1 protein-coding gene is annotated in these 1,867 nt (G+C 76.9%); it reads right to left on the bottom strand.

Translation table 11 applies throughout. The annotated features are described in order from the left end of the window. The coding region (locus ACIQOV_RS39700; protein ID WP_401055787.1) for a ComEC/Rec2 family competence protein at positions 1-1,784 on the bottom strand (1,784 nt) is incomplete at its 3' end. Between the last annotated feature and the right edge of the window lie 83 nt (positions 1,785-1,867).

Genomic DNA, 1,867 nt, shown 5'->3' on the forward strand with positions numbered 1-1,867 from the left:
GGGGTGCCGGGGGTCTGCGCGGGGTGGGCGTGGGGTGCGGGGCCGTGCCCGTCAGCGCCACCGGGCCCGGCGTGGGCGCCGGGACGGCGGGCCGCGTGGGCGGGCCGGGGACGGACGGCGACGCCGAGGGTGGCCGGGGAGTCGCCCGTCACCGCGATGTCCCCCTCCCGGTCGGTGCGCAGCACGGTGGCGCCGAGTGCGCGCAGGTGGTCGACCGTCCTCGGGGACGGGTGACCGTACGGGTTGCCCTCGCCGCAGGAGATGAGGGCCAGCCGGGGCCGCAGGGCACCCGCCAAGTCCCAGTCCTGGTGGGCCGATCCGTGATGCGCCACCTTCACGACATCGGCCTTCCCCATCCGGCCCAGCAGTGCCGACTGGGCCTGCGGTTCGAGATCGCCGAGCAGTGCCATCCGTAGTCCTCCTGTCAGTGCCACCATCAAGGCGACGCTTGCGTTGTTCGGGCCCGGCGCCTCGACCGCCGAGCCGGGGACGGGCCACACCACGTCCCAGGCCAACCCGGCGCCGGCCGACCGCCGTTCACCTCGACCGGCTCTCAGCAGCGGGAGGCCCGCGCCTGCCGCCCAGCCCGCCACCCGGGCGGCCTCGCCCGGTGGATCGTCCAAGGTGGTGCCCTCGACCGCGCCGACCCTGCGGCCCCGCAGCACCCCCGGCACGCCCTCGACGTGGTCGGCGTGGAAGTGCGTCAGCAGCAGTAAGGGAACCGTCGTGATGCCGAGGTCGCGCAGGCATCTGTCCGCGGCGTTCGGATCCGGCCCGGCGTCGATCACCACCGCGCTGTCCGGCGCCCCCGCCGCCAGGGCCAGCATGTCTCCCTGTCCGACGTCGCACATCACCAATCGCCACCCCGGTGGCGGCCAGCCGGTGGCGATCCGGGTGAGCTGCGGCGGGCGCAGCAGCACGGCCAGCAGGACCGCCGTCAGCGCCCCCGTCACCAGGGCCCGCGCCCAGCGCCGCCGCCCGAACGCCGGCGGCGGGCTGCCGGGCTGCGCCCGTCGGGGCAGCAGGAGCGGCGCCGCCCAGCAGCCGGCCAGGACGGCCATCGCGACCGTCGCCGTCCCGAACCACCCTCCCGGCCAGTCCAGTTGGCCGCCCGGAATCCCGGCACCACGGCGTGCCACGAGGGAGAGCCAGCCGGCCGGCACTCCGGCCGGTTCCGCGAGCAGACGGGCCAGGTCCGGAAGGAGCGGCTGCAGGGCGAGCACCCCGAAGCCGAGCAGCGTCGCCGGGGCCACCGCCGGCTCGGCCAGCAGGTTGCAGGGGATGCCGACCAGGCTGATGTGCCCGGACAGCACCACCGTCACCGGCGCGCACAGGGCCTGGGCGGCCGCCGTGGCCGCGAGCGCGCCTGCCAGGTGGTACGGCCAGCGGCGGGCCCGCAGGGCCTCGGCCCAGTGCGGTCCGAGGACGAGCAGCCCGGCGGTGGCGAGCACCGACAGCAGGAAGCCGAACGAGCGGGCCAGGAACGGGTCCAGCAGGACCAGCACCAGGACCGCTCCGGCGAGCGCGGGCACCGCCTTGCGGGGACGGCCGGCGGCCAGGGCCAGCATGCCGATCAGCCCCGTCCCGGCGGCCCGCAGCACGCTGGGCTCGGGCCGGCAGACGGTGACGAAGGCCAGGGTCAGCGCGGTGCCGAGCAGCGCACCGGTGCGCAGTGACAGCCCCAGCAGCGCGGCCAGCCCGTGCCGTTCCGGGGTGCCGGCCTGCCCGGGCGCGCCCAACAGCGCACCGAGGACGATCGCCAGGTTGGCCCCGCTGACCGCCATCGCCCGCGGTCTCGCCCACGCCGAGGCGGACGCGGTGGTGCTCTCGGCCTGCGTGCAACTGCCCTCGCTGTCCGCGGTCGAGG

It is taken from the genome of Kitasatospora sp. NPDC091257 (assembly GCF_044757675.1).
Taxonomy (GTDB): domain Bacteria; phylum Actinomycetota; class Actinomycetes; order Streptomycetales; family Streptomycetaceae; genus Kitasatospora; species Kitasatospora lactacystinica.